Source organism: Selenomonas sp. AE3005, from assembly GCF_000686945.1.
Taxonomy (GTDB): Bacteria; Bacillota; Negativicutes; order Selenomonadales; family Selenomonadaceae; genus Selenomonas_A.
Genome location: NZ_JMME01000001.1, coordinates 300,011 through 325,077, shown reverse-complemented (window position 1 = coordinate 325,077; position 25,067 = coordinate 300,011). Strand labels below are relative to the sequence as shown.

Below are 25,067 nucleotides of genomic sequence, written 5' to 3'. Positions count from 1 at the left end.
TCTACCCTCAGGCAGATGCCTCCCCACTGTCAGCCCTCTTTTTCTTTTCGATGGTGAGCACAGGGTCTTTTTTATTATTTACCGTTTCTTTGGTTACATGACAAGCTGTAACACCTTCAATCGAGGGAATATCATACATAACATTACGCATGATACCTTCGATAATCGAACGCAGGCCGCGTGCGCCGGTCTTGCGTTTCAGCGCCTCCCGGGCGATGAGTTTTAAAGCCTCATCTTCAAAGGAGAGCTTAACGCCATCAAGCTCGAGCAGTTTGGCATACTGTTTTACCAGTGCGTTCTTCGGCTTGGTGAGAATGCTGATAAGAGCATCTTCGTCCAAGGATTCCAAGGTTACAACTACAGGCACACGGCCAATAAACTCGGGGATAAGCCCGTGTTTGAGCAAATCCTCCGGCAGAATCTTTTTCAGGGACTCGCCCACATTGCGTTTCTGCCGCTTGGACTTGATATCGGCACCAAAGCCCATCTGTTTTTGGCCTAAACGGGCCTCAATGACCTTTTCGATACCGTCAAAGGCACCACCACAAATGAAGAGAATGTTGGTGGTATCAATCTGGATAAGCTCCTGATGCGGGTGCTTGCGGCCACCCTGCGGCGGTACGGAGGCCACCGTGCCTTCGAGAATCTTCAGGAGTGCCTGCTGCACGCCCTCGCCGGAAACATCACGGGTAATCGACGGATTTTCCGATTTGCGGGCAATCTTATCGATTTCGTCGATGTAGACGATACCGCGTTCCGCCTTTTCCACGTCATAATCAGCAGCCTGAATGAGTTTTAAGAGGATATTTTCTACGTCCTCACCCACATAGCCGGCCTCTGTAAGTGCCGTGGCGTCGGCAATGGCAAAGGGCACATTGAGAATTCTGGCCAAAGTCTGAGCCAGCAGGGTTTTACCGCTGCCGGTAGGTCCCAGCATGAGAATATTGGACTTTTGCAGTTCCACATCCTCACTCTTGGCCAGTCCCATATTTATGCGCTTGTAGTGATTGTAGACGGCAACGGAGAGGCTTTTTTTCGCGTCATCCTGACCGATAACATACTGGTCAAGTATAGCCCGGATGTCCTTCGGTTTCGGGACGTCCTTCAGCTCTACCTCTGCTTCGTCACTGAACTCTTCTTCAATGATTTCATTGCACAGTTCAATACATTCATCACAGATATAGACGCCAGGGCCTGCTACCAGCTTACGTACCTGTTCCTGGGTTTTACCACAGAAGGAGCATTTGAGCTGGCCTTTCTCATCCCCAAACTTCAACATGACATCACCCCTCAATCGTTTGCGTCAGATTTTTTCGTCCGTTTGGGACGGGTAATTACTTCATCCACAATACCATAGGCCTTGGCCTCCTGGGCTGTCATGAAATTATCGCGTTCCGTATCAGTATTGATGGCATCCTTGTCTTTGCCGGTTGTGGCCACAAAGATATCATTGATGGTTTCGCGGATACGCTGAATTTCACGGGCCTGGATTTGAATATCCGTGGACTGGCCCTGTGCGCCACCTAATGGCTGGTGAATCATAACACGGGCGTTAGGCAGAGCAAAACGCTTGCCTTTGGCACCAGCAGTAAGGAGCACAGCTCCCATGCTGGCAGCCTGACCGATACAAATCGTCGAAACGTCCGGCTTGATATACTGCATGGTGTCATAGATAGCCAGACCGGCAGTAACAACACCGCCGGGGCTGTTGATGTAGAGATAAATATCTTTATCCGGGTCCTCAGACTCCAGGAAAAGGAGCTGGGCTACAACAACATTAGCCACGCTATCATCAATCGGACCGCCGAGGAAGATAATTCTGTCCTTCAGCAGACGGGAATATATATCATAAGCCCGTTCGCCGCGGTTAGATTGTTCAACGACCATTGGTACATAACTCATTGGAATACCCCCATACGCAGGGAATTATTAGGCAATGTTGTCAATGATGAACTGTGCCGTCTTCTTGCGGAGTACGGTAGCAGCCAAATCGCCAACGCGACCCTGCTCTTTAATGATTTTCTGAATCTGTACCGGCGTAGCACCATAAGCGGCAGCCATGCCAGCAACTTCAGCGTCAAGGTCCTTAGCCTCAACTTTGATATTTTCAACCTTAGCTACTTCTTCCAGCATCAAGTCAGTCTTAACGTTCTTTTCAGCCGTTTCACGATAGTCTTCGCGAATCTTAGCCAGGTCAGTGCCAGCATACTGCAGGTACATTTCCAGGTTCATGCCCTGCTGCTCGAGACGCATAGCCATTTCCTGAATCATAGCGTTTACACGGTTGTCAATCATCACAGCCGGAATGTCAACAGTGATGTTGTTGGTAGCCTGCTCGATAGCCTCAGTGCGCTGCGTGTTTTCAGCCTGACGCTGAGCATTTTCTTCCAGGTTCTTGCGAACATCAGCACGAAGTTCAGCAATCGTTTCAAACTTGCTGACTTTCTTAGCCAGTTCATCATCGATAGCCGGCAGTTCCTTCTGCTTGATGCTGCGGATAGTGCACTTGAACATAGCATCTTTGCCAGCCAGTTCCTTGGAATGATATTCTTCCGGGAACTTCACGTTTACTTCTTTTTCTTCGCCAATCTTAGCGCCTATGAGCTGATCTTCAAAGCCCGGGATAAAGCTGCCGGAACCAATCTGCAGCGGGTAGTCCTGACCCTTGCCGCCTTCGAATGCTTCGCCGTTTACGAAACCTTCAAAGTCCAGCGTCGTGAAGTCGCCGTCTTTAACAGCGGAACCTTCCGGAGCGTCTACCATCTTGCCCTGACGGTCCTGGAAAGTCTTAATCTGCTTTTCCACATCTTCGTCAGTTACTTCAGCAACCTTCTTTTCTACTTTCAGGCCTTTGTATTCGCCCAGGGTAACTTCCGGACGCGGGGTAACCGTAGCCTTGAACACGAGATCCTTGCCTTCTTCGAGGGTAACGATGTCGATGTCCGGACGGGTTACCGGGTCAATCTTCTGTTCTTCCAGAGCATCAGCGAATGCCTTGGGAGCAACGATGTCGAATGCTTCCTGCATGATAGCTTCCATGCCTACATTGCGCTCAATGATTTTGCGCGGAGCTTTGCCCTTGCGGAATCCGGGAATATTTACACGGTTGCCGAGACGCTTTACAGCCTTCTCAGTTGCCTTGGAAACCTCTGCTGCTTCAACCTCAATAGTCAGAGTAACCTGCTGGTTTTCACCATTTTCTACAGTAACTTTCATTGTCTGGGATGACCTCCTGTATTATCTAAATCATGCGCAGGCATACGTTCGCCAGACTGCTGCCGACAATATGCCATACTTTTCATATCATAACACAAGACGCGCAAAAAAACAAGTTTTTTGCGCGTCCTTAAACCCGTTTAGTATTATTTTTTGATAAGATTCGTCATTCTCTCAACCGGTTTTGTCAGGTCAAAATGACCAGCCAGGGAATCAATCTTTTTCCCTTCTACGAGAATCTGGATTTTTTTGATTTCGCTGAACTCCGTCAGGGTGTTGACGAGGGAACCTACCAGCATTTCTTCACCGGTGGAACCGCCAATGAACTTCTTGACCAGATTTTCGTCAAAATCTACATAAGCTGTATCGTCTTTAACCTTGACGCTCTTAATTTTAGCCTGCTTGGGTACAATTGTTGCCAAACCTTTTTCCTTGGTACCGGACATCAAGGCCTTGAGGGCGGCAGTATACTTATCATCATTGCCCAGTTTAACGGTTTTCTTAACGGCCACCAGTTTCATGCCCTGTTCATCAGGATAGTAAACATTGATGGTCAGTTTGCCGTTAGTCTGTGTCTTTTCCGCCTCCGGCGTAACCGTCTGCGGCGAACTGCCCTTTTCCGCTGTAATGGCGGATTTGCTGCTTACATCGCCGGCATTATTCTGTTTATTGTCACAGCCGGGGACGCATAGCAGGATAAGTGCCAACATCGCCAGCAGCATGTAACGCATTTTTTTCATCTAATCATCTCCCTATAAATCAGCCGCGGAAATAACGGACAATGCCCTGCACAATGGCTTTGGCCAGCTTATTCTGATAAGCATCGCTGTTCAGCAGTTTTTCCTCACGCGGGTTAGTAATAAACGCCAGTTCCACCAGGGAGGCCGGCATGCTGGTATGACGCAGTACATAGTAGTTAGCGGTTTTCACGCCACGGTTGAACAGGCCGCCCGCTTTAGCCAGCTCGTCATTTAAATATGCTGCCAGCTTTTGGCCCCGGCCAGAACCTGCGGCATAATATGTTTCCATGCCATGAGCCGACGGATTGGAAAAAGCATTACAATGAATCGATAAGAACAAGGCTGTCTGCGGAACGCGGTTAGCAACATCACAGCGCGCCTGCAGTTCCTGCCTGTCCGTAGCGTTGACGCCATAAACATCCACATCGGTCGTGCGCGTCATGATTACTTTGGCTCCGGCCTTCGTCAGGAGATTTTGGACCTTCCTGGACACAGCCAGGGAAACACTCTTCTCTTTTACACCTGTAGGCCCTACAGCACCACTGTCGCTGCCGCCATGTCCCGGGTCAACGACAATGGTCTTGCCCTTAATTCCCGGTGCATTGATATCGCTGCCTTCACCTGGTTCCAGCACCTCAATGACTATACGGAACGGTTTCTTGCTGCGCCGTTCGGCTGGCAGCGTGCTGATACGGTAATTATTGCTGTTTACCTCATTGACAAAATCTATGCTGACACGCAGATTATCGCCCTGTTTTTCCAGATTAACCTTTTTCGCTAAATTGCCTTTTAGAGCAATATTGTCCCTCAGCTTGCCCTGACGGGTATTTTTCATATCAATAATCAGCTGCCGGCGCAAAAAAGTCATTTCCGTGACTTTATAGTCAGGATTTTCCTCTGTCATACCTATTTCGATACGCAAGGCTTTACGTCCTTCAACTTCGACATTACTAGTTTGAAAATAATTTAATTCATTTTGACTGGCTGCCTCTGCTTTGAAGGGCAGCATCATCAATACAACTGCTAAAACGCCCACCAAACTTGCCCAGCGGAATACGTTATTCATTAAGTCTGCCTCCTTACTCCCTGAGGAGTTCCAATGCCTCTTGGGCCGCTTTTTCATTGGCCTCTTCATCCAGGGCTATATCTATTTTGATATAGTCCCCCTCGCCTGCCTCAGCAGGGAGATATTCCCGGGGGAAATTGACTTTTTTCATATCGTCCCCCAGCAACAGTACCGCCAGGCTGCCCTCATAGCGGTCAATATAAGCGGAAATCATTGTGCGTCCCCTCTTTCCGGCTTGATTTTATAGCTTTTACCATCGGAGGTTACCACGATGGTACCATTTAGGTCTGTTTCGTAAATTTTCAGTTTCAACGACTGATATTTTTTCATGGTCTGCTTATGCGGATGACCGTAGTCATTGCCGGCACCGCAGGAAATCAGAACACCTTCCGGCTGTACGGCCCGTAAGAACGCTGCCGAGGAAGATGTCTTGCTGCCATGGTGCCCGGCTTTTAACAGCGTACTGCGCAAATCACCGGCAAAATTATCGACCATGACTTTTTCCGCCTGCTGTTCAGCATCACCTGTAAACATCATGGAGAAATTACCAAAAATCAGCTTGCCAACCACCGACTCATTGTTCGGATCATGATTATCCGTGCTCTTACTGCCTTTTTCTACAACATCTTTAGGTGGTGACAGTACCTTAAAGCTCACACCGCCGCCCAAGTCAAGAACATCTCCGGCTGTCAGGGCATGACGGGGAATATTTTTCTGCTTAAGTTTTTTCATATAGTTAAGGTATAACTTGGATTTGGACGGCATTCCGTTGTCATAAACTTCGCCAACCTCGTAGTCTTTAAGGACTACACCATCCACGCCGCCAATATGGTCAGCATGCGGATGTGTCAGAATAAGTTTATCAATGCGTTTAACCTGCGCTTTTTTCAACTCTGCCCGCAGTTTTTCCTGTTCGTCCAAATCACTGGTATCAATAAGCACCGTCTGTTCCGCAGTTTTGATGAGAATTGCGTCTCCCTGCCCCACGTTCAGCATGGTTACGGTAAGCTCTTTGTTTTTGTCAGCGCTGGCGGCTTTTTCTTCGTTCTGCGCTGCCGGCTGGTTTGCCGCGTTTGGCGCGCCACAGCCCGTCAGCAGACTGGTAATTAGTAATACCAGCCCCAGAATCATACCTAGTTTATTTCGCATAATTCACCTCATAGCCTTTTCAGAATGTAACGGTAAATTCCTTCGGCCACGCCGTCCTCGTCCACCGTCGGCAGAACATGTTCGGCCAAAGCCTTTAACTCCGGCCCGGCATTGCCCATCACCAGAGCGTGTCCTACCGTCCCCATCATTTCCAAATCGTTAAGACCGTCCCCAAAGGCATAACTGTTTTCTATGGAGATGTTCATATATTCTAAAGCCCGTTGTATGCCGGTAGCTTTGGAAATGTCCGCCGCATATAATTCCATATATTTCAGCAGCGTCGGGTCAATAAGCCCTGTTACCCCCGGCCAGGACAATAGCTTGTCAAATAAGCCGTCAGCGCCCGGTGTATCACAGAGAAACTCCAGTTTGCCGGCTTTGACATTTGACAGGTCAAACTGCCGCACGAATTTCTCAACATCAATATCTATATTGCGATAAACATTTTCCAGCCCCTTAAACTCTTCACGCAAGTAGACGTAAGGATGACTTTCCAAAATGTACTCAACGCCCTTGGCCTCCGCGAGTTTCACCATATCCCGGATTGTTTCTGCCGGCATGTCCTGACGGAAAATTACTTCCCCGTCCAGAATGACCACGGCGCCGTTCATGATGACAAAACCGTCAAAAAGTCCCGATTCCGTAAGCTCGGGGTCCAAATAAGCCCAGGGACGGCCGCTGGCAATGAAAGTATGATGCCCGGCTGCCCGTAATTCCTGAATTGCTCTTTTTACCGGCAGTGTTATTTTGGTGTGGTGCTTACGAATGTTGATTAGCGTACCATCGATATCAAAAAAAATAGCCTTCGTCATTGTTGTCCTTTCCAATAGATACGGCATCTAATCCCCAACAGCAGAAACCAAAAGCCAAAACACCCTAAGTATACCTTATCGAGAGTATCCATATTCTGATAGTCAATTCTAAAAACCAGTAAATATATACCTGCTAAGGCAATCAGTACATCGATCGGCTTGATTGCTTTTTTTAACCAATCCACCCCAAAGTCCCCTATCTATTGTCACTATAATCTTCTCTGTTCCTATGTTACTAAAAATCGCAGTCGCATTCAAGCATTTTACAGCAGGAAATACACTTGTTTGCAAGCACATTGTAGCACCATTCCCCGCTTTTAGGCAATGGTTCGCATTTAATTTACGTTTTATTTGATACTATTTTTTGCCGGCATTATAATAAGTATATATATTTAGGAATGGAGATGTTTCAATGATTAGTTTAAAAAGTTTGGCCCTGCTGGGGGCGATAACTATCAGCCTGCTGGGCAGCAGCCACTCTGCCCTGGCACAAAGCAGGGATATCACTATTGACGGTGACCACGGTAAGTTAGCAGGTGTATTGCAGACGCCCAGCCAGCAGAAAAACTATCCCTTGGTCATCATCATGCATGGGTTCACTGCTAATAAAGAACATGCTTTGCTCACAGGCTTGGCCGATGCCTTGGAAAAAGATGGCATTGCCTCCCTCCGCTTTGACTTCAACGGCCACGGCAAGAGTGAGGGACGCTTTCAGGACATGACCGTCCCCAATGAAATTGAGGACGCCAAAAAGGTGTATGCATACGCCGCCAAACTTCCGGGCGTTACCTCTATTTCCTTTGCCGGCCACTCGCAGGGCGGTGTTGTTGCCAGTATGACAGCAGGTATTCTGGGGACACAAAAGGTAAAAAGTCTGGCGCTTATGGCACCTGCTGCCGTTCTGCGTGAAGATGCCATTCGCGGCATACTATTCGGCAAGCAGTATGATGTAATCAACCTTCCTGCAGCCGTGGATATTTTTGACGGTCTGAAACTTGGTGCCAATTACGTTAAAACCGCGCAGCAGTTACCGATTTATGAAACTGCCGCCCAATATCAGGGGCCGGCTTATATGCTGCATGGACTTCATGATACTGTGGTTCCCTACACCTACAGCCTGCGCTATCAGCGTATATATTTTAACAGCGAAGTAAAACTGCTCCCGCAGGAGGACCATGGCTTTACCAAAGATACCGCCGGCGCCGTAAAACTCGTTGCTGATTATTTCCATAAGCAGCTAAAAATTATTTCAGCGCCAAAGAACGCCTTATGATTGTAAAAAAAATAAGCATTAAGAAGGGGCTGGTGCACATTTATAAAGTGCACCAGCCCCTTCTTAGTCGTAATTCATCTGCCCAGGAATTCTCGCAGCCGCTGCAAGTCCTCCGGCGTATCAGCATCGAGCAGAATACCTGCGGAGGCAGCCTCCACGAACGCCTGCTGCGCTGTTTGCAATGCGCCCTTCAAGCCCCCTTCACCCTGATAGGACAAAATGCCGCACCATACATTTTTTCGCAGCAACACGGGATGACCGGCCTTTCCTTTATAAGAAGGACGTACAACTGGCGCGGCAACCGCGTCCATCTGTGTTAGCAGCGCTGCATCAAACAATGGCACGTCTGCTGGTGTCAGGAAAATACTGGTACAATCTTCCGGCAGAGCTTTTAAGCCCAGTTTCACTGATGTAAACATATCGCTTGTTGCGTAGTCCGGATTGCGTACAAAGTCTATCTGACCAGGAAATTTTTCCGTCAAAAATGACTCCAGAATCTGCGCGTCCCTGCCAGTCACTACAAAAATATATTCACAGCCAAATTGCCTAAAATGACCAATGACGTGTTCTACCAGCGTTTTTCCTGCCAGTTCCAGCATTGGCTTAAACGCTCTCATACGGGAGGATAAACCTGCTGCCAGTATCAATGCCCCGGTTTTCATAAGCTCAGGAAATCCTCCAAGAGATTGAGACATACCTGCCGCCGATAATCAGCGGTAGAACGCTGGTCATCGATAGGCCGCAATAACTCTCCATATTCCTGTACAATTGACGTTCGCCTTGCTGCCAGTTCCGTCAAAGTCAGGCCTTTAAGTTTTGCCTCGAGTTTCCGGCTGCGGATTACTGTTGCCCCTACAGCCCCAAAGGCAAGGCGTACATCCTGCAGAACATCATCTTCCACCCTGCAGATGCCGGCAAAGGAAAGTTTCGCTATAGCCTGCGCTTTTCGGGCGCCTGCTTTGTACCGTTGCAATTTCGTCATCTGCTCATAAGAATTGCAGGGAATCTCCACAGCCAGAACCATTTCCGACGGTTCCAGGGTAATCTTGCGGACGCCCTGGATAAACGCCTCAATACCGAGCTTGCGTGTCCTGAGCTGTCCTTGTTCATCCAGACTCCCCATCACTATCACGGCATCCATGGCATAGAGCAGCGGCAATGTATCCCCGGCCGGGGAGGCATTACAGATATTTCCGGCTATCGTGCCTACGTTGCGGATAGCAGGGGCCGCAATCTCGTGCATGGCCTCTCGCAAAATTTTCGGAATCCGTTCGTCCCCGATAAGCTGTGTATAGGTACAACCAGCCCCGATACGCAGAACGCCATCAAATTTTGACACTTCCTGCAGTTCTGTCAGCCCCTGCAGATAAATCAGCACAGGAGCTGTCCGGCCAGACGGCATGATATCGGTACCGCCAGCTACAAAAATTGCCTCTGACTGTGCCTCCTGTTTCAGACGCAAAGCCTCGAGCACAGAACATGGCATATAGGTCTTCACCATAATCCTGCCCCCTTTTCTGCCGCCATGCGGATAGCCTTGATAATCATATTATAACCTGTGCAGCGGCAGAGATTGCCCGAAATCGCCTCGCGTATGTCTGCCTCCTGCGGATGGGGATTCTTTCTGAGCAGGGCCTCGGCCGCCATAATCATTCCCGGTGTACAGAAACCGCATTGCACAGCCCCAGCCTCACCAAAACATTTTTCCAGCAGCTTGTATTTTTCCGTATCACGGAACCCCTCCAGCGTAAGCACGCTTTTCCCCTGCACATTGGCCAAGGGAGTGATACAGGAATTCCAAAGCATCCCGTCCACCAGCACAGCACAGGCACCACATTCCCCTTCGCCGCAGCCTTCCTTGGGGGCCGTAAGGCCAAATTCTTCCCGTAATACGTCCAGCAGGCGGCTCTGCGGCGGCAGCTGACTTGTGCATTTTTTGCCGTTTAATATAAAATCTATCATGTTCTCCACCTCTGCTTATTTCTGCTGTGCCGCCAGAATACGCTCCGGCGTCAGCGGAATGGCATGAAAAGACTTGCCCGTGGCCTGCTCAACTGCAGCTGTATAAGCAGGTGCACCGCCCAGCAGAGTCAGTTCGCCTGCCCCCTTGGCACCAAAGGGGCCATACTCATAATAATTATCAACAAAGGCAATTTGATTCGGTACCGTATCCATAGCCGTGGGAATCATATAATCAGTAAAGCTGGTCTGACGGATTTTCCCCGCTGCTGATTCCATCTTTTCCATGGAACCATAGCCGATTCCCTGCAGTATGCCGCCTTCAGCCTGGCCCAGCATTACGGTGTTGTCGATAACCGTGCCCACATCAAATACACCCCAAACTCCAAGCAATTTCGTCATTCCGGTCAGGCAGTCTTCCTCCAGTTCAACGACATTGACTCCCCAGGAATACGCGGGGTAAGCATCGCCGTTGAATTTAGCCAAATTCCAAGGAATCAGCTCAGGTGATTCGTAGTCAGCCACTGTTTCCTGCTCCTTGCCGCTTTCCCAGACGGCCTTCAGTTTCTTTGCCGCCCGCTCCACCAGTTTCCCCACGATCATAATAGAGCGCGAGGCCACTGTCGGCCCGGAATCCGGCACACGGTCGGTATCCGGATTGTGGAAGATAACACGCTCCAGTGGCAGGTCCAAGACCACCGCAGCAATCTTACTAAACGTCGTCTTAAGGCCCTGACCGATATCCACACTGCCGCACAGTATTTCCACCGTATCATTTGCATATTTGCGCAATATGACACGTGGGCGCAAGAAATCCTTTTCCGCAGAACCGGTATAGCCACAGCCATGCATGAACAAAGACAGGCCAATGCCTTTGCGGTACCGTCCCTGCTGCGGCTGTGAATAGGCCGCGTATTTGCGGCTATAGTCAGACATTTCCTCTGCCTTGGCCAGTAAATCAGGAAGGGGAACATAATAATGGAACTTGCCGCCGGTCACCGTATCGTTATCCTGTTGCACCATATGCATTTGCCGGAACGCCAGTGGTGTCATCCCCACCTTAGCTGCCAGATGATTCATTAGCGATTCTATAGCAAAAAAAACCTGGGGAGCGCCAAAGCCACGAAAAGCACCATTGGACACTGTATGGGTGAGGACCGCCCGCCCATCAACATCGAGATTATCAATTTTATAAACACCGGCCGCTACGTTTAACGAACGCTGCAGCACTACGCTGGACAATCCCGGATAGGCTCCGGCATCAAGACAGATATCGGCCTTGAGCGCGATAATGCGATGTTGCGCGTCCAAAGCTGCGGCATAGCGCACCCTGCTCGGATGACGTTTGGTTGTAACCGTCATATCCTCCCGGCGATCATAGACGACACGAACCGGGGCCCCGGCTTTCTTCGCCGCTGCCGCCGCCTGACAAGCTATCAGTGAGGGATAATCCTCCTTGCCGCCAAAACCGCCGCCCGTAACTTCCTGCACCACACGGACATGCTCTGCGTCCAGCCCCAGCACGCGCATCACAGCATTTTTCACATGATACGGCGCTTGCATCGAACCGAAGACGTGCATTTTCCTGTTCTCTGCGTCCCATTGTGCCACCATGCCCTGCACTTCCAGATAGGCCTGCTCCTGATACCCGGTAGTGAAAACTTCCTCGACCACCTGCGCCGCTTGCGCAAAAGCAGCCTCTGCATCCCCCTTGTGATAATGATAATGCGCGGCCGTTTCTGTGGCCTCATCCAGCGTCAGCACAGCGGGCAGTTCCTCATAAACCACTTTCGTTTCCCGGCAAAGACGCCGGACTTTTTGCAAATCAGGCCCGGCTAGCATGAGAATTGCCTCCCCGACAAAGCAGACTTCATCAATAGCAAAGATGGGCTGTTCATGTTCATCCGTAATGACAGGCAGATGATTGTCATACAGGTCATGACCGCTTACCGCCACATACCCCTCAGGCAGAACAGGCAGCTTTATATCCAAAATCCGGCCATGCGCTATTTCCGAGCGGACAAATGCAGAATAGAGCATACCCTCCATACGTTTATCACATGTATATTCTGCCCGCCCGGACATCTTTAACCGATGGTCCTTACGCTCAACGGCTTTACTGATATCTTCCATGACTTTCCCTCCTCAGCGGTTCTTTGCCGGGTTCACATACTCCAATAACACATCGACAATACCGCCGCATACCATATGCCCGCCCCTTGCATCATCACCACGCATATCCACTTGTTCCCAAACATCGTGCGTATCTTTTTCCATAAGCATCTGCCGTCCCCGGCTGATAATCCTTGTTTCCAGGATGCCACCGCCGATAGTTGCCACAATATGATCAGCAAATATTAACATCTTAGTGCCGACATTTCGTGGTGCCGAGCCACTGCGGCGGATGATGGTCGCCAACACAAACGGCTCGCTTGCCTGCAAGGCAGCTGTAACGAGTTTGGCCGGAAAATTGCCAGCCTTCCCATTTTTTATCAGTTCGGCCACAATCGCCACACCGATTTCCGTTTCCGTCTCCGCGCCAATGTCCAGGCCAATCGGCGCATGCAGTTGAGCTGCTGCCGCTGCTGGAACACCTGCGGCAATAAGACTTTGCCGCAATAGCTCTGTCCTGCGCCTGCTGCCCATAACACCGGCATAGGCAAAATCTTTTTGTAAAATGGTTCTAAGGCAGATTTCATCATATTGATGTTCCCGTGTCAGAACCACAAAATAATAATTAGCTCCTCCCGGAATCCTGGCCAACGCTTTGCCAAAGTCTTCAACAATTACTTTATCTGCCCCTGCCGCACACGCCTTCTCTGCGTAATCCGGACGGTCTTCAATCACCGTAATATGGAAATCCACCATCCGGGCCAAAGTAATCACCGCCAGCGCCACATGGCCGGCACCGCAGATGACCAATTCCTTATTCGCTGGCACCGGGTCAACAAAAACCGCAGCCGAATCGTTAACCTGCTGAAAAAAATCCCCTGTACCATGCTGCCATAAGATTTTTCCGTCAGACAACAGCACTCTGCTCCCTCGTTCCGGCCCGGCCAATAGTGTAAGCACTTCATTCCTGCCAACAGCCGGCAAGCCTTGTAACGCCAAAAACAAGCCCCTATCCAGCATTTTCCCACCTGCTTTATTATCGCCTAATCCAAACGTGTTAGATTTCTCGTCCATTCGTTTCCCCTATATTTGAATATGTATTCTATAAACGAACATAAAAATCCTTTCGTTATAGTGCTGGACACAGAACATATATTTACACATATAGCAAAGAGAGCATACCTTATGATATGCCCTCTGCCTATTGAGAAATCTAATTTGAACGTCTTTTTCAGAGTCTTAACCGGCAGAACCTACTCCGGGGAGACGAGTCATCGGTCGAACGGCAACCTTGTTTCTTGTCATTCCACGTGACCTTGCTTCATCCCGCACACTGGCCGTAAGATCACCAACTCTTTGATTGTAATAGCGAATTTGTGTTTCCCCACAATCAAGATTCCACTGAATCATTTGTCTTGTCACATCACCTTTAGAGTAATCATAAAACTCATTCTGGTTGAGAGTACGATTATACACGACATAGTACTTTTTGCCATCTACCCAAATATTCTTACCAGATCCATACCCGTAATCAAAGCTGCCAACTACCATGTCCAATTCCATATTGTCCATCTTATTCATGAATTTCTTTTCCATTTTATTTTCCTCCTCACATCTTTAAGTGTTGTTTTTGCTTTCTGTTCTTTATATCCCCGAAAGCGAAAAGTGTGTAGTGCAGGAGAAAAAAATGTAATACTTGACTTTATCAAGCGTATGTATAGGCAAAGGTAAACATAGTCAACTAAGCTTACCGGAAAGGGGTTGTCAAAAATGATGGACAAGAAAGAACTGGAGATTATGGAAATGGAAATGATTGCCGGCGGAATTGAGACGCCCCCCCTGGGGGATCCCCCGGGTTCTTCCTGGGATGATGTGATCATCCCGAATGAACTAAATCCGGTTATTGACAGAGAATCAAGGATGGAGATGATAAAAATGATGGATAAGAAAGAACTTACGGTTGAGATTATGTAAATCGTAACAGGAGGGTGCATTTATCCTCCACCGCCTGATGTGCCAAAAATAAACCTTGGGGCTACATAGACACAACTTCTAATGTTGATCCCTTAAATGAAATCTGAGACAGCGTTGATATCGCTTCTTAAAGAAGATAGCAAGCTGCAGACTACTACCGAAGTAAGTTGTCAAAATCAAAAAGGTGCTTTGATGAAATACAAAAGCATTATATATCACAGCACCTTTTATCATACTTAAAACACAGCTCCGCCCGCCACTGCTTTTTCGTGAGCCTGGGCCGTTGCCTGCACTATTTCTTCATAGCCGGTCAAGGCGGCAAAGGGGGCGAATTGGGCGGCGCGTTTGTACATGGCCATACGTATGTGCCTCTGTGGTTCGGGGCGTGGCAGGTTGATTATGCGTTGGTAGTCTTTGATATCTCTGCGTATTATAAATAAGCAGTCTTTTGAACATAAATGCATAGGAAATTAAAACAATACCTAAATTTACTTACCCCTATAAAAATATGGGGGTAAGTAAATAAATTTGACTCTACCGATTAAATTCTGGTGGCTGTCAACTGGCTGTCAATCCCCTAAAAAAATACAACAAAAAAGCCCCGTGAAAATCTCACGGAGCCTTGATTTACAAGTGGTGCCGGCGATCGGACTTGAACCGATACGTTGTTGCCAACGGCAGATTTTGAGTCTGCTGCGTCTGCCAATTCCGCCACGCCGGCGTTAGCAACCACAATGCGTTGCTGACAAAAAATATATTAGCATACATAGAAGTTATTGTCAAACACTTTTTTTAATAAACCATCAATTCCAGTAAAAAACCACCATACTTTTATTCAAGCCACTTTGTATTACGATGTTTTTCAATAAAAGCGACAAATTCATCTACTGGCAGCGGCGGCGAGAAATAATAGCCCTGTTCATATTCACAGCCCATATCAGCCAGTGTCTGGGCCATATGCTTATCTTCTACGCCTTCCACGATAATAGATATTTTTTCATCACAGAACATTTTCATAATATGAACGAGCATGTTGCTCGAGCTGCGGAAATATGACCATACCAGCTGCATGTCTATTTTTACCATACTGAACGGCAAATTCAGCAGACGTACCAGATTAGACGTCCCGGCACCAAAATCATCAAGCAGGAACCGTACGCCAATGTTTTCCATTTTTTGCATTTGGGAGGCCAACGTATCCATATCCCCAGTGGCAGATTCTGTAATCTCCAGCCGAATCTTATGCAAAGGAATCTTATGGCGTCTGGCAATGCGGTCGAGTTCTTCACCCAGGCCTTTATTCATGCATTGCGCCGGTGACAGGTTGACCGTCACAAAATCTATCCCCAACGCTGCCAGATCATAATCACTGATAAAGTGACATGTCTTGGCAAAAATCTGACGTCCCAGTTCCATAATATTGCCGGACTTCTCCGCAATAGGAATGAATTCCTGTGGTGGTATATAGCCCAACTCATCATCATATAACCTGGCCAGAACTTCTGCCACATTCATCTTATTTTGTTTAACAGCATATAACGGCTGCAGATTTATCTCTAAGCTGCCATTGCGTAAAGCCTTGCCCAGGGCAATTTTTATTTTTTCCTGACGATTGATTTTTTCCAAAAGCATCTCGTCAACTACATACACCTCGGGATTATCAATTCTGGACACCTCGCTGAAAGCGCGTTCCAAACAAATCTCTACGGAATTGACATCGACTTTAGGAATGGAACGGGATAGGAAAATCGTATCCACATCCAGGGGCACTTCCACCCCACCATTGGCATGCCATGATTTCAGGAAACGTTCCTTAATGCTTTTGGTCATTCCCTGCACATCTACATAGTCCAGGCTTTGATTAAGCAGTACCAGCTGTCCATTACCAAAGTAGAAAATATAGAATCCCTTAAACTGTGCATTCAGCCAGGCGCCGATATTGGCGAGGCTGGCGTACATCGGTTCCGTACTGTAAACAGCTTTATAGAGCATATAATCCTTGACACAAATCCCCAGGCAGGAAAAAGGCACACCAGACAGGATAAATTCGGTCACCATTTCCGAAAAGGCAGCCCGGTTAAAGACATCTACCTTTCTATCCCTAAAAGAGTCCGGATTCTGCGCCGTGAGGTAAATAATCAGGATTACCAGCAGACTGAAGAAACTCGTCACCAGCGTATTCATGAAGGAATGACGCATGACCAGGCCGACAGCCAGGATTATATTACCTGTATAAAGGCCCATCTGCAACTTCAAAGACATTTCCCTGCGCCAGTAAAATACCACGCCCAGCGAGGCCAGAATATAAAACCAGGTGCAGTAATAAATGGAGTAATACATGCTGGTATTATGATACCCCGACACCGGGTCCATGGTAAAAATTGCCGCTGTCCAAGGAGTAGATACCACCATAACCACCAGTATCAAAGCCGGCAGTGTCATAATGCGGGAAAATATATTTCCCCACCGTTTGGGAGCATCTGCCACCTCAGCCGCATAAGCAAACAGGGCCCAGCCACGCAGGATAAAGCTGATAAAATAAGCCATGTTAAGCCCATACGAAAAAGACAGGGGATATTCCTGCCAAACTTCATTTAATTCACATGCCCAAATATCTGTAACTGTCATGAAAAGGTTCATCACCATGACCAGCCAGAAATATTGGCTTTTCTTGGTTGGCAACTGACGGCGCAAGTAATATACGACCATCAATATAATTTGTACGGGAATGGTTGCCAAAGCAAAGTCATAGTTGTAAGCACTAAGCCAATTACCCATATTTATTTCCCTCATAATGCTTTCTCTTTTATTCTCTCAATATTATAGATTCGACAATCAATTTACTTTTCCCTGCTGAATTTTTTTAAAAGAAAAACGCACCTGCCAGGCAAGTGCGTTTAAAAGCATTATTAAAATCAGTTTATCAAGCCAAAGGCCTGCAGGCAAAGGATTACCATTACTACAGGAGCCACATAGCGGATAATCACGCGGTAAAGACCTTTGCGCGGCATGCGGCTGCCATCGGCCTCCATTTCGGAAATAATCCATTCCGGTTTTACCAGCCAGCCGATAAGAATTGCCGACAGGAAAGCGATAATCGGCATCATGCAGGCCGTACTGATATAGTCCATAATATCGAGCAGCTGTCCCGTAGAACCATTAGGCAGGCCCACCTCCACATAAAAGAGGCTGTAGCCCAAAGCAATTACTACCGTAATCACTGTGTAGAAGGTGCTGACAAGCAGCGTAACCTTTTTACGTTCAGCATGAAAGATTTCCATACAGTTGGCCACAATTGCCTCCAGAACGGAGATACAACTGGTCAAGGCAGCAAAAATTGCCATCAGGAAGAAAGCAGCACCGATGATAATACCCACAATCCCCAAAGAATTGAACACTTTCGGCAGGGATACAAACATGAGTTTCGGGCCAGCAGCCATGCCTTCCATACCGGAGAAAGCAAAGATTGCCGGGATAATCATCATACCTGCCAGAACTGCTACAGCAGTATCCACAATCGCAATCTGGGATACGGACTGATTAAGGTTTACGTCCTTCTTTACATAGGAACCATAGGTAATCATGATACCCATAGCCACACTCAAAGAATAAAACATCTGGCTCATAGCGTCCAGTACAATCTGAATGTACTTGCTAAGTGTCAGGCCTTCAAAGTTGGGCAGTAAGTAAATAGCCATGCCCTGCAAACCAGTACGAACTGCACCACTGGGGTCATGAACTTCCAGCGTCAGTACGTATATCGAAATCAGCACCACCGTAACCAGCAGCACTGGCATGATTATACGTGAGGACGCCTCAATGCCCCGTTCTACCCCGCGGTAAACGACATACGCTGTTGCCAGCATGAAAATTGCAGCATAAATGCCAGATTCCACAGGATTGGTAATAAAGCCTACAAAATAATCATCACTGGCTGCTGCCGCGCCGCTGCCGGTCAAAAAGGTCACCGCATATTTGGTAATCCATCCACCGATAACTGCATAATAAGTCATTATAATTGCCGGTACCATAAATGTCAGGATTCCCAAAAACTTCCAGCCAGGTTTCATGGCGCCATAGGCCTTAATGGAACTAAGCTGGGTACGGCGCCCAATGGCCAGGTCCGATGACAACAACGCATAACCAAACGTCAGCAACAAAATCAGATACGTCAGCAGGAAAATTCCGCCGCCATCCTTTGCCGCAAAATAAGGAAACCGCCATAAATTACCCACACCTACTGCGGAGGCGGCTGCCGCCAGGACGAATCCCAGCTGGCCGGAAAAGCTGCTGTCCTTGCTTTTTTTCTCGTTCATGTACATCACCTCTAATTCTTAATAAGACCATTATACACCATTACAGTTATTTGTAAAGTATTTTATTATTTACATAGACCTTTGTTCTTCTCTATTAAACATTTATTTTAGCCTTAACATAAAAACAGCCGTAATCCTGGCCATATACCAAGATTTACGGCTGCTTGAGTTAATCCGCTCTGTTATGTCAAATGGACATTTGTATATTGTTAATCTTCATCAGGATTTTCCAAAATATGTTCTATTTTGGTTTTCATCACATCAAAAGCCACATCGTTCAAACCGCTGTTGAGAACGATATCAGCCACATTACGCGTCGGTTCTACATAAAGATAATGCATCGGCTTAACCGTTGCCAGGTAATGCTCAATGATATCCTGCAGTTCGCGGCCGCGTTCATCCATGTCACGTACCACGCGGCGCAGAATGCGTTCATCAGCATCAGCTTCTACGAAAATCTTTATGTCAAAAGCATCGCGCAAACGTTCATCCTGTAAGATAAGAATACCTTCCACGACAATGACGCGGCTGGGATGAATGGTAATCGTTTTATCCGAACGGTTATGCTGCGTAAAATCATATACCGGACATTTTACGCTTTTACCCTGTTTAAGTTCTTCCAGGTGCTTAACGAGCAAATCTGTTTCGAGTGCCTGCGGATGGTCATAGTTTATCCTGCGGCGTTCCTCCATGGACAAGGCATCATTAGCGCGATAATAGTTGTCATGATAAATGACGGTTATGTTTTCACCAAAAAAACTTTTCAAGCGATTAGTAAAGGTGGATTTCCCCGAGCCGGAACCTCCAGCTATACCGATAATCGTTGTTTTCATTTGGTGCAACACCTCCTTTGATAATACAGCATTAGGAGTATTATATCACAAAAAACACATATAAAAAACTGACAATTTGAATAAATAGGTTATAGAGTCAATCCATACAAAACAATATTACCACTGCCCCATTGGTCACTGCTGGTCCTGCTGCAAAAGCTCATACAACTCGACCATTTCACTAATTCTTGTCACTTCTTCTATGCTCAGTTCATGCCGTCTGGCCTTGCCTGTACTGCTATTATAATAAACAATACTGCCCTGTTTGGACTGGGCAATGCGTTTAAACGCCGCTACCGTTTTCTTATCGGCATTGACCACATAATTTTCCGATAGCCATTCCGCATCGGAGGCCATGTGTTTATGCATGGTTGACGGGTCAAAAGACAGCGTCGTGGTCTGACCGCCGGCGGCAATGTCCAGATGGTCCCCCATCACCCAGGCCGTCTGCTCTGCGTCATGAATAGTGTAAAAATAATAAACGTCGTTTTTCAGCAGGCAGCCCCCCTGCCCTTCGGCCACAAACGGGCGCAAATACACACCAGGTGCCAGCTTTTTCGGCCATGTATGTTTATAGTAAGTAACACCATTGATGGTTTCTGAATGCATGCCGCCTTTCAGGTCCTGCTCTTTCTTTTCTGCGGCTTTTTTTGCTGCCGCCGCCTGGATAAGTGCCGGGTCAACCTTCTCTTCCGGCTCTTTTTCCTGTTTCTTCGCCGCAGGTGCTGTTTCTGTCATCGTCTGCGCTGCCTGCCGTGCTTTTTCTACTTTGGCATGTTCTGTTTCATAGGCAAAATAAGCCGCCACACCGATGACCATAATCAGCAGGTACAAAACTGCTGCAACAGCGATGATGTGGGATTTTTTCATAGCTTATCCTCCTGGTATCTCTCACAATTACATTTATACTTTATCCAATACGACAAACGAGCGAAATTTTCCTGCCGGCTAATGATAGTCAGGAAAACTTTCGCTCGTCTGTTAGATTTATTTATTTGTGTCTGCCAAAAACTGGCGGTCCTTGTCAGTAAGGTCAGCCTTAGCCAACAGGTCAGGACGATATTTTTGCGTCACCAGCAGGGATTGTTCCCGGCGCCACTGCCGTATTTTGGCATGGTCACCGTTAAGCAGCACCTCCGGCACTTCCATGCCTTCAAATTCCCGGGGACGTGTATACTGAGGAAATTCCAGCAGTCCCTCATAGAAGGAATCCGTAGGTGCTGATTCTTCATGCCCCAGTACACCTGGCAGCATACGCGATACCGCATCAGTAATCACCATAGCCGGCAGTTCACCGCCTGTAAGGACAAAATCACCAATCGAGATGGCCTCGTCAGCCAGTTTATAAATACGCGCATCAAAGCCCTCATAATGACCACAGATAAAAACCAGCTGGTCATAAGCCGCCAGTTCCTTGGCCTTTTCCTGATTAAAAGTCGGGCCGGACGGGTCCATAATCAGTACCCGGCGATTGGCAGCGTATTCGGCAGTTCTGGCTAGTACATCACGCACAGCCTTATACATTGGTTCCGGTTTTAACACCATGCCGGCACCGCCGCCAAAAGGGCTGTCATCGACATGATGATGTTTATCCTCAGCAAAATCGCGGAAATTGGTAAAATGAATATCCAAAATACCTTTATCCACAGCCCGTTTGGTAATGCTGTCACCAAACGGGCCAGCAAACATTTCCGGAAATATTGTCACCATATCAATGCGCATCGGAAATCTCCTCAGGCATATCTACGACCATGCGGCCGCCTGCTACGTCAATTTCCTTGACTACGGCTTTCAGCGCCGGTATCAGAAGTTCACCGCCATCTGTGCGGCGTGCCTGATACACGTCATTGCTGCCGGTACGCAGGACATTTTCCACCGTGCCCAGCTCATTGCCTGACATGTCAAAAACGGTCAGGCCAATGATGTCAAAGGTGTAATACTCGCCTTCATTTAACGGCGCCGCCTCACTGCGGTCAACGGTCAGCAGCTTGCCGGTAAGGCTCATTGCCGCCTCCCGGACGGGATATTCCTTAAATTTCATCAGCACATATTGCTTATGATACTTACAGCTTTCAATATGGAGCAGTTCACTGCCAACCATAACTTCCGTCATGTCAGCAAAGCGTTCCACGAAATCTGTCAGGGGAATAATCCGCATTTCCCCATGAATGCCATGGGCGGCCCCGACCTTGCCGATGGTAACGCGATTTTTGTCCCGTTTGTTTTTCTTAGCCGCGAATGGCGATAATCTTGTCATCTTCCACCAGCACTTCCACGTTCATGATTTCACGCATGTCATCACCTACATGGACTTCCACCTGATGTTCGAGCGTGCCCTGAACGATTTCCGCACCAATAACCATTTTTTCCATTTCTTCCTTACGGGCATTGGACTCTTCGCGGAATTCCAGACGTTTCTGACGTTCCTGGCCGAAATGAGCCTGAATGGACTGAAAACGCTGTACTTCTTCCATCGTGGGCTGTTCCGGATTAGCCGGCTGATTTTCCTGCATTACACGCTTTTCCTGAATATCAAGCTGCTGCAGTTCGAGTTCAGCACGCTTAATGCCTTCTTCCAGCTCCGTAAGAATCTTCGTCTTAAGTTTTTCCGTAAGTTTTGCCTTAATAGTAACAGGCACTTTCAGTGAAATAGAATCCATGACAGTTCCCCTTTTCTTCATACATAGTAAAAACGGCAAGTCCCTAAAAAGAAACCTGCCGCTTTTATTTTAAATAATCTCAACCGTGACTTTCGTATTTTCCCGAGTGGCCGCGGCTTTGACCACGGTACGTAATGCCTTGGCAATACGCCCCTGACGCCCGATGACCTTACCCATGTCATCCTCTGCCACGTGAAGGCTGAGCACGGTCTGCCCATCCTCCTGCCGTTCATCAACAACGACAGCTTCGGGATGCTCCACTAAGGATTTGGCGATAACTTCAACAAGTTTCTTCATGTCGAGCCTCTTTCCAATAAGCACTTAGCTTACTTCTTCTTGGATTCAGCGAACTTGGACATGATGCCCTGCTTGCTGAACAGATTTTTAACGGTATCGGTCGGCTGAGCACCTTTGTTCATCCAGTCAAGAACCTTTGCTTCGTCAACGTTGACAACTGCCGGCTGCTTGGAGGGGTCATAGTTACCGAGAACTTCGATAAAACGGCCATCACGCGGAGCACGGGAGTCAGCAACCACAATACGATAGAAAGGGTTCTTCTTTGCACCCATACGGTTCAAACGAATCTTTACTGCCATGAAATTTCACCACCTTTCGCAAATTGGAGTGTATAAAAATTAACGCATAAAGGGCATTTTCGGGAAGTTTCCGAGGCCCAGATTGCCTAAGCTGCCTAAGCCCGGGAACCCTTTTCCCTTTTGCATTTTTTTCATTTTCTTCATCATCTTTTTCATTTCGCCAAACTGCTTTAAGAGCTTGTTGACGTCCTGCACTTTGGTGCCGGAGCCCATGGCGATACGTTTACGGCGGCTGCCGTTGATGATACCGATGTCCGCCCGTTCTTTAGGCGTCATGGATTTGATAATGGCCTCAATCTGGCGCATTTCCTTGCCATCAAGGTCAATATCCTGACCTTCCAGCTGTTTTTTGATGCCGCCCATGCCAGGAATCATGCCCAGGATATTCTCGAGGGAACCAAGTTTCTTGACCTGCTGCATCTGGGAGAGGAAGTCATCCAAGGTAAATTCATCCTTGCGCAGCTTTTTCTCCATCTTGCGCGCCTCTTCCATATCAAAGGTCTGCTGAGCCTTTTCTACGAGAGAAAGCACGTCGCCCATCCCGAGGATACGGGAGGCCATGCGGTCAGGATGGAAGGGCTGGAGTGCCTCCAGTTTCTCTCCCATACCCACAAACTTAATGGGCACACCGGTAACAGCCTTTACAGACAGTGCTGCACCACCACGGGCATCACCGTCCAGCTTGGTCATGATGACACCATCAAGGCCAAGGCTGTCATTAAAGGTCTGCGCCACATTTACGGATTCCTGACCGGTCATGGCATCCACAACCAGCAGAATTTCATGCGGCTTGACCTCAGCTTTGATATCACGCAGTTCCTGCATCAAAGCTTCATCTATCTGCAAGCGGCCTGCCGTATCGATGATGATAACATCGTTGGCATGACTTTGCGAATAAGCAATAGAAGATTTAGCAATGGTCACCGCATCGGTGCCCTGCTCCATGGAAAACACGGGAATGTCGAGCTGTTTGCCCACTACCTGCAACTGCTTGATAGCAGCCGGACGGTAAATATCACAGGCAACCAGCAACGGACGTTTGCCCTGCTTTTTAAGGGACAAGCCCAGCTTACCAGCAGACGTGGTTTTACCAGCACCCTGCAGACCTGCCATCATGATGATGGTCGGCGGATTTGGACTTATGTTGATACGGCTCTGCGTACCGCCCATGAGGTTGGTGAGCTCTTCATCAACAATCTTGATAACCACCTGAGCCGGCGTCAAGGTTTCGAGTATATCCTGACCGATAGCCCGTTCCTTGACAGTCTTTATAAAGTTCTTGACGACCTTGAAGTTTACATCAGCTTCCAGAAGTGCCATTCGCACTTCCCGCATGGCCTCGTTGACATCGTCCTCCGTCAACTTGCCATGACCGCGAAGTTTTTTGAATGTTTCCTGCAAGCGGTCGGATAAGCTTTCAAATATCAAACGGATACCTCCTGACCGTGACCCTGCACAGTGTAGGGTTCCAAGCGGTCCAGGACTTCATCAACAGCCTCAGCATTGCCCGGCTGTTTCAGTCCCTTGATTGCTTCATAAATTTTGGCTAACTCCTGACGTTCACCTTGGTAACGGGCCGCCAGGCCTAATTTTTTCTCGTAGGACTCCATCGCTTTTTCACTGCGGTGGACATTATCGTAAACCGCCTGCCGGGATATCCCCAGCTCTTCACCGATTTCCGATAAGGAAAAATCCTCAAACAAGTGCATACGCAGGCATTCCTGCTGTTTCTCCGTAAGCAATGCCCCATATAAATCAAACAACGTGGATAAATACAAGAGCTGCTCCATCATCGCCATCACCTGCTTTAAAAATAGGTGCCAAGGTTTCCCCCTTGACATAGGCTATTATAGCGAAGGTTTTATAGGCTGTCAAGTATTTTTCCTTGGCAATATAAAAAAGATGGAGTGCTCGCCCCATCTTTATCATTATATCAATATCCAATTAACAGGCAGCCGCCAGTTCACACTCATCAGCCTGACGCATTTTCCCGGCGAAGTAATCCGTCAGCCGCACCTCACAATCGGCCTGGCGTCCCAGCAACGCGCGGTCTGCAGCCGTCAAAGCGCACGCATAACCCTCAGCGTCATACACTGTAAAGCTGCGCTGCCCGTTCATCTCGCTGTGGATAATCACCCTGTCAGCACCAACACCAAACTTACGGCTGGCCAGCAGGCGGATGGCATTTTCACCAGGCATATATCCCTGATTCCCGTCCATAATCATAACTTCCTTATCCTCCACACGATATAAACGAACTAACAACATCCTGCTCACCGGCCTTTCTTTATAATCTGCATAAGCTGTAATAATTTCGATGGTTTTATTATAGCAAGGTCAGATTTGCAATAAAAGTTTAAA

Annotated in this window: 30 protein-coding genes and 1 tRNA gene; 2 read left to right on the top strand and 29 right to left on the bottom strand. The window is 47.9% G+C overall.

All coding sequences use genetic code 11. The annotated features are described in order from the left end of the window. Positions 1 to 7: 7 nt before the first annotated feature. The 8 genes from clpX to DL94_RS0101555 all read right to left on the bottom strand — a co-directional run bounded on the left by clpX (position 8) and on the right by DL94_RS0101555 (position 6,983). The gene (gene clpX, locus DL94_RS0101590; RefSeq protein ID WP_028128634.1) at positions 8 to 1,279 is read right to left on the bottom strand and encodes an ATP-dependent Clp protease ATP-binding subunit ClpX; all 1,272 of its coding nucleotides are present in this window, start codon (positions 1,277 to 1,279) and stop codon (positions 8 to 10) included. Positions 1,280 to 1,290: 11 nt separating this feature from the next. Continuing rightward, the gene (gene clpP, locus DL94_RS0101585) at positions 1,291 to 1,902 is read right to left on the bottom strand and encodes an ATP-dependent Clp endopeptidase proteolytic subunit ClpP (protein ID WP_028128633.1); all 612 of its coding nucleotides are present in this window, start codon (positions 1,900 to 1,902) and stop codon (positions 1,291 to 1,293) included. Positions 1,903 to 1,929: 27 nt separating this feature from the next. Continuing rightward, entirely contained in the window at positions 1,930 to 3,216 is a 1,287-nt protein-coding gene (tig, locus tag DL94_RS0101580; protein ID WP_028128632.1) for a trigger factor, read from the bottom strand. Positions 3,217 to 3,362: 146 nt separating this feature from the next. Continuing rightward, positions 3,363 to 3,956 carry a GerMN domain-containing protein gene (locus DL94_RS0101575; protein WP_028128631.1) on the bottom strand — a complete coding sequence of 198 codons (594 nt, stop codon included), beginning with the start codon at positions 3,954 to 3,956 and terminating at the stop codon, positions 3,363 to 3,365. A gap of 19 nt (positions 3,957 to 3,975) precedes the next feature. After that, entirely contained in the window at positions 3,976 to 5,022 is a 1,047-nt protein-coding gene (locus DL94_RS0101570; protein WP_028128630.1) for an N-acetylmuramoyl-L-alanine amidase family protein, read from the bottom strand. A gap of 13 nt (positions 5,023 to 5,035) precedes the next feature. Continuing rightward, a complete protein-coding gene (locus tag DL94_RS0101565) occupies positions 5,036 to 5,236 on the bottom strand; it encodes a DUF3006 domain-containing protein (protein ID WP_028128629.1) in 201 nt (66 codons plus the stop codon). Further along, positions 5,233 to 6,171: a ComEC/Rec2 family competence protein gene (locus DL94_RS0101560; protein WP_037371057.1), complete on the bottom strand. Its 939-nt coding sequence runs from the start codon at positions 6,169 to 6,171 to the stop codon at positions 5,233 to 5,235. The genes DL94_RS0101565 and DL94_RS0101560 overlap by 4 nt, the downstream gene beginning before the upstream one ends. Before the next feature lie 8 nt (positions 6,172 to 6,179). Continuing rightward, positions 6,180 to 6,983, bottom strand: a complete 804-nt coding sequence (locus DL94_RS0101555) for a Cof-type HAD-IIB family hydrolase (RefSeq protein WP_028128627.1) — start codon at positions 6,981 to 6,983, stop codon at positions 6,180 to 6,182. A 412-nt stretch (positions 6,984 to 7,395) separates the two neighbouring features. On the opposite strand from DL94_RS0101555, the gene DL94_RS0101545 reads away from it, so the two are divergent. Further along, a complete protein-coding gene (locus tag DL94_RS0101545) occupies positions 7,396 to 8,256 on the top strand; it encodes an alpha/beta hydrolase (RefSeq protein ID WP_051586241.1) in 861 nt (286 codons plus the stop codon). 74 nt (positions 8,257 to 8,330) lie between these two features. On the opposite strand, the gene DL94_RS13880 is transcribed toward DL94_RS0101545, so the two are convergent. From DL94_RS13880 to DL94_RS0101515, 6 genes are all read right to left on the bottom strand, one after another. Beyond that, positions 8,331 to 8,918, bottom strand: coding sequence for a nucleotidyltransferase family protein (locus tag DL94_RS13880; protein WP_072023080.1), 588 nt, complete (start codon positions 8,916 to 8,918; stop codon positions 8,331 to 8,333). Then, entirely contained in the window at positions 8,915 to 9,757 is an 843-nt protein-coding gene (locus tag DL94_RS15490) for an FAD binding domain-containing protein (protein WP_028128624.1), read from the bottom strand. Before DL94_RS15490 ends, DL94_RS13880 begins: the two co-directional genes overlap by 4 nt. Beyond that, positions 9,751 to 10,218, bottom strand: a complete 468-nt coding sequence (locus tag DL94_RS0101530) for a (2Fe-2S)-binding protein (RefSeq protein WP_028128623.1) — start codon at positions 10,216 to 10,218, stop codon at positions 9,751 to 9,753. Before DL94_RS0101530 ends, DL94_RS15490 begins: the two co-directional genes overlap by 7 nt. A gap of 15 nt (positions 10,219 to 10,233) precedes the next feature. Then, on the bottom strand, positions 10,234 to 12,348 hold the full coding sequence (locus tag DL94_RS0101525; protein WP_028128622.1) for a xanthine dehydrogenase family protein molybdopterin-binding subunit: 2,115 nt from the start codon (positions 12,346 to 12,348) through the stop codon (positions 10,234 to 10,236). Positions 12,349 to 12,360: 12 nt separating this feature from the next. Next, positions 12,361 to 13,347: an XdhC family protein gene (locus DL94_RS13875; protein WP_037371055.1), complete on the bottom strand. Its 987-nt coding sequence runs from the start codon at positions 13,345 to 13,347 to the stop codon at positions 12,361 to 12,363. 219 nt (positions 13,348 to 13,566) lie between these two features. After that, entirely contained in the window at positions 13,567 to 13,923 is a 357-nt protein-coding gene (locus DL94_RS0101515; protein WP_028128621.1) for a hypothetical protein, read from the bottom strand. Positions 13,924 to 14,097: 174 nt separating this feature from the next. On the opposite strand from DL94_RS0101515, the gene DL94_RS0101510 reads away from it, so the two are divergent. Beyond that, positions 14,098 to 14,301 carry a hypothetical protein gene (locus DL94_RS0101510; RefSeq protein ID WP_028128620.1) on the top strand — a complete coding sequence of 68 codons (204 nt, stop codon included), beginning with the start codon at positions 14,098 to 14,100 and terminating at the stop codon, positions 14,299 to 14,301. A 236-nt stretch (positions 14,302 to 14,537) separates the two neighbouring features. On the opposite strand, the gene DL94_RS16500 is transcribed toward DL94_RS0101510, so the two are convergent. From DL94_RS16500 to DL94_RS0101435, 15 genes are all read right to left on the bottom strand, one after another. Further along, complete coding sequence (locus DL94_RS16500; RefSeq protein ID WP_255326868.1) at positions 14,538 to 14,660, bottom strand: hypothetical protein; 123 nt, start codon at positions 14,658 to 14,660, stop codon at positions 14,538 to 14,540. 275 nt (positions 14,661 to 14,935) lie between these two features. After that, positions 14,936 to 15,022, bottom strand: a tRNA-Leu gene (locus tag DL94_RS0101500). Between the two features lie 110 nt (positions 15,023 to 15,132). Then, on the bottom strand, positions 15,133 to 17,079 hold the full coding sequence (locus tag DL94_RS0101495) for an EAL domain-containing protein (RefSeq protein WP_037371052.1): 1,947 nt from the start codon (positions 17,077 to 17,079) through the stop codon (positions 15,133 to 15,135). A 137-nt stretch (positions 17,080 to 17,216) separates the two neighbouring features. Further along, positions 17,217 to 18,617, bottom strand: a complete 1,401-nt coding sequence (locus DL94_RS0101490; protein WP_028128617.1) for a sodium-dependent transporter — start codon at positions 18,615 to 18,617, stop codon at positions 17,217 to 17,219. 209 nt (positions 18,618 to 18,826) lie between these two features. After that, positions 18,827 to 19,450 carry a uridine kinase gene (udk, locus tag DL94_RS0101485; RefSeq protein ID WP_028128616.1) on the bottom strand — a complete coding sequence of 208 codons (624 nt, stop codon included), beginning with the start codon at positions 19,448 to 19,450 and terminating at the stop codon, positions 18,827 to 18,829. Between the two features lie 135 nt (positions 19,451 to 19,585). Next, on the bottom strand, positions 19,586 to 20,320 hold the full coding sequence (locus DL94_RS0101480) for a hypothetical protein (RefSeq protein ID WP_028128615.1): 735 nt from the start codon (positions 20,318 to 20,320) through the stop codon (positions 19,586 to 19,588). Positions 20,321 to 20,437: 117 nt separating this feature from the next. Beyond that, a complete protein-coding gene (gene trmD, locus DL94_RS0101475) occupies positions 20,438 to 21,172 on the bottom strand; it encodes a tRNA (guanosine(37)-N1)-methyltransferase TrmD (protein ID WP_028128614.1) in 735 nt (244 codons plus the stop codon). Continuing rightward, complete coding sequence (gene rimM, locus DL94_RS0101470) at positions 21,162 to 21,707, bottom strand: ribosome maturation factor RimM (protein WP_028128613.1); 546 nt, start codon at positions 21,705 to 21,707, stop codon at positions 21,162 to 21,164. Before rimM ends, trmD begins: the two co-directional genes overlap by 11 nt. After that, positions 21,679 to 22,110: a YlqD family protein gene (locus DL94_RS0101465; RefSeq protein ID WP_028128612.1), complete on the bottom strand. Its 432-nt coding sequence runs from the start codon at positions 22,108 to 22,110 to the stop codon at positions 21,679 to 21,681. Before DL94_RS0101465 ends, rimM begins: the two co-directional genes overlap by 29 nt. A gap of 69 nt (positions 22,111 to 22,179) precedes the next feature. After that, positions 22,180 to 22,407, bottom strand: coding sequence for a KH domain-containing protein (locus DL94_RS0101460; RefSeq protein ID WP_028128611.1), 228 nt, complete (start codon positions 22,405 to 22,407; stop codon positions 22,180 to 22,182). A gap of 29 nt (positions 22,408 to 22,436) precedes the next feature. Continuing rightward, positions 22,437 to 22,706, bottom strand: a complete 270-nt coding sequence (gene rpsP / locus DL94_RS0101455; RefSeq protein WP_028128610.1) for a 30S ribosomal protein S16 — start codon at positions 22,704 to 22,706, stop codon at positions 22,437 to 22,439. Positions 22,707 to 22,745: 39 nt separating this feature from the next. Next, entirely contained in the window at positions 22,746 to 24,134 is a 1,389-nt protein-coding gene (ffh, locus tag DL94_RS0101450; RefSeq protein WP_028128609.1) for a signal recognition particle protein, read from the bottom strand. Next, complete coding sequence (gene ylxM, locus DL94_RS0101445) at positions 24,131 to 24,499, bottom strand: YlxM family DNA-binding protein (protein ID WP_028128608.1); 369 nt, start codon at positions 24,497 to 24,499, stop codon at positions 24,131 to 24,133. Before ylxM ends, ffh begins: the two co-directional genes overlap by 4 nt. Further along, positions 24,462 to 24,650: a hypothetical protein gene (locus tag DL94_RS0101440; protein ID WP_028128607.1), complete on the bottom strand. Its 189-nt coding sequence runs from the start codon at positions 24,648 to 24,650 to the stop codon at positions 24,462 to 24,464. Before DL94_RS0101440 ends, ylxM begins: the two co-directional genes overlap by 38 nt. Then, positions 24,651 to 24,926, bottom strand: coding sequence for a diaminopimelate epimerase (locus tag DL94_RS0101435; protein WP_231464431.1), 276 nt, complete (start codon positions 24,924 to 24,926; stop codon positions 24,651 to 24,653). Positions 24,927 to 25,067 lie beyond the last annotated feature (141 nt).

What these genes read in the sequence shown, in the direction of transcription:
- DL94_RS15490 (WP_028128624.1), bottom strand. Translation starts at nt 9,757, where the DNA reads ATGGTGAAGACCTATATGCCATGTTCTGTGCTCGAGGCTTTGCGTCTG.
- rimM (WP_028128613.1), bottom strand. Translation starts at nt 21,707, where the DNA reads ATGACAAGATTATCGCCATTCGCGGCTAAGAAAAACAAACGGGACAAA.
- DL94_RS0101575 (WP_028128631.1), bottom strand. Translation starts at nt 3,956, where the DNA reads ATGAAAAAAATGCGTTACATGCTGCTGGCGATGTTGGCACTTATCCTG.
- DL94_RS0101480 (WP_028128615.1), bottom strand. Translation starts at nt 20,320, where the DNA reads ATGAAAAAATCCCACATCATCGCTGTTGCAGCAGTTTTGTACCTGCTG.
- DL94_RS0101530 (WP_028128623.1), bottom strand. Translation starts at nt 10,218, where the DNA reads ATGATAGATTTTATATTAAACGGCAAAAAATGCACAAGTCAGCTGCCG.
- udk (WP_028128616.1), bottom strand. Translation starts at nt 19,450, where the DNA reads ATGAAAACAACGATTATCGGTATAGCTGGAGGTTCCGGCTCGGGGAAA.
- DL94_RS0101495 (WP_037371052.1), bottom strand. Translation starts at nt 17,079, where the DNA reads ATGGGTAATTGGCTTAGTGCTTACAACTATGACTTTGCTTTGGCAACC.
- DL94_RS0101525 (WP_028128622.1), bottom strand. Translation starts at nt 12,348, where the DNA reads ATGGAAGATATCAGTAAAGCCGTTGAGCGTAAGGACCATCGGTTAAAG.
- ylxM (WP_028128608.1), bottom strand. Translation starts at nt 24,499, where the DNA reads ATGATGGAGCAGCTCTTGTATTTATCCACGTTGTTTGATTTATATGGG.
- DL94_RS0101435 (WP_231464431.1), bottom strand. Translation starts at nt 24,926, where the DNA reads ATGGACGGGAATCAGGGATATATGCCTGGTGAAAATGCCATCCGCCTG.
- DL94_RS13875 (WP_037371055.1), bottom strand. Translation starts at nt 13,347, where the DNA reads ATGCTGGATAGGGGCTTGTTTTTGGCGTTACAAGGCTTGCCGGCTGTT.
- tig (WP_028128632.1), bottom strand. Translation starts at nt 3,216, where the DNA reads ATGAAAGTTACTGTAGAAAATGGTGAAAACCAGCAGGTTACTCTGACT.
- DL94_RS0101555 (WP_028128627.1), bottom strand. Translation starts at nt 6,983, where the DNA reads ATGACGAAGGCTATTTTTTTTGATATCGATGGTACGCTAATCAACATT.
- DL94_RS0101460 (WP_028128611.1), bottom strand. Translation starts at nt 22,407, where the DNA reads ATGAAGAAACTTGTTGAAGTTATCGCCAAATCCTTAGTGGAGCATCCC.
- DL94_RS0101560 (WP_037371057.1), bottom strand. Translation starts at nt 6,171, where the DNA reads ATGCGAAATAAACTAGGTATGATTCTGGGGCTGGTATTACTAATTACC.
- DL94_RS13880 (WP_072023080.1), bottom strand. Translation starts at nt 8,918, where the DNA reads ATGAAAACCGGGGCATTGATACTGGCAGCAGGTTTATCCTCCCGTATG.
- trmD (WP_028128614.1), bottom strand. Translation starts at nt 21,172, where the DNA reads ATGCGCATTGATATGGTGACAATATTTCCGGAAATGTTTGCTGGCCCG.
- rpsP (WP_028128610.1), bottom strand. Translation starts at nt 22,706, where the DNA reads ATGGCAGTAAAGATTCGTTTGAACCGTATGGGTGCAAAGAAGAACCCT.
- DL94_RS0101465 (WP_028128612.1), bottom strand. Translation starts at nt 22,110, where the DNA reads ATGGATTCTATTTCACTGAAAGTGCCTGTTACTATTAAGGCAAAACTT.
- DL94_RS0101510 (WP_028128620.1), top strand. Translation starts at nt 14,098, where the DNA reads ATGATGGACAAGAAAGAACTGGAGATTATGGAAATGGAAATGATTGCC.
- DL94_RS0101545 (WP_051586241.1), top strand. Translation starts at nt 7,396, where the DNA reads ATGATTAGTTTAAAAAGTTTGGCCCTGCTGGGGGCGATAACTATCAGC.
- clpP (WP_028128633.1), bottom strand. Translation starts at nt 1,902, where the DNA reads ATGAGTTATGTACCAATGGTCGTTGAACAATCTAACCGCGGCGAACGG.
- DL94_RS16500 (WP_255326868.1), bottom strand. Translation starts at nt 14,660, where the DNA reads ATGGCCATGTACAAACGCGCCGCCCAATTCGCCCCCTTTGCCGCCTTG.
- DL94_RS0101565 (WP_028128629.1), bottom strand. Translation starts at nt 5,236, where the DNA reads ATGATTTCCGCTTATATTGACCGCTATGAGGGCAGCCTGGCGGTACTG.
- DL94_RS0101570 (WP_028128630.1), bottom strand. Translation starts at nt 5,022, where the DNA reads ATGAATAACGTATTCCGCTGGGCAAGTTTGGTGGGCGTTTTAGCAGTT.
- DL94_RS0101515 (WP_028128621.1), bottom strand. Translation starts at nt 13,923, where the DNA reads ATGGAAAAGAAATTCATGAATAAGATGGACAATATGGAATTGGACATG.
- DL94_RS0101490 (WP_028128617.1), bottom strand. Translation starts at nt 18,617, where the DNA reads ATGAACGAGAAAAAAAGCAAGGACAGCAGCTTTTCCGGCCAGCTGGGA.
- clpX (WP_028128634.1), bottom strand. Translation starts at nt 1,279, where the DNA reads ATGTTGAAGTTTGGGGATGAGAAAGGCCAGCTCAAATGCTCCTTCTGT.